1 protein-coding gene is annotated in these 526 nt (G+C 63.9%); it reads left to right on the top strand.

Features of this window, described 5'->3' with window-relative positions; all coding sequences use genetic code 11:
• Window positions 1–526, top strand: a 526-nt coding sequence (locus ACH107_RS33435) for a DDE-type integrase/transposase/recombinase (RefSeq protein ID WP_412509876.1), incomplete at both ends; no start/stop codon positions are given.

Genomic DNA, 526 nt, shown 5'->3' on the forward strand with positions numbered 1-526 from the left:
GAGAACAACCTGCTCGCACCGCAGCGCCCTGTCCAGCGCGATGCCCATCCGCATGATGGCACCATCGTCACCGACAAGGTGGACGAGGTCTGGGGCACAGACATGACCCAGACGGTCACCACTGGTGAGGGGCGCGCTTATGTGTTCATCGCGGTCGATCATTGCTCGGGTGAGTTCATCGGCACCCATGCCTCATCAAGCGCAAGCCGGTGGGAGGCCCTGGAGCCGGTCCGGCAAGGCGTCATCCGCCACTTCGGTGGCGTGGGGCCGAACGTGGCCAAGGGCTTGACCCTGCGCCACGACCACGGCTCGAACTATATGGCGCACGACTTCCGGACCGAGGTCGAATGCTTCGGCATCGTCAGTTCACCGGCCTTCGTTCGACAGCCCGAGGGCAACGGAGTGGCCGAGCGCGCCATCCGCACCCTCAAGGAGCAACTGCTCTGGGTGCAATACTTCGAGACCGTCGAAGACTTGCGGCAGGCGCTGGCCAGCTTTGCGGCCGAATACAATGCCTCATGGCTAC

The sequence above is a fragment of the Roseovarius halophilus (ex Wu et al. 2025) genome (assembly GCF_047086965.1).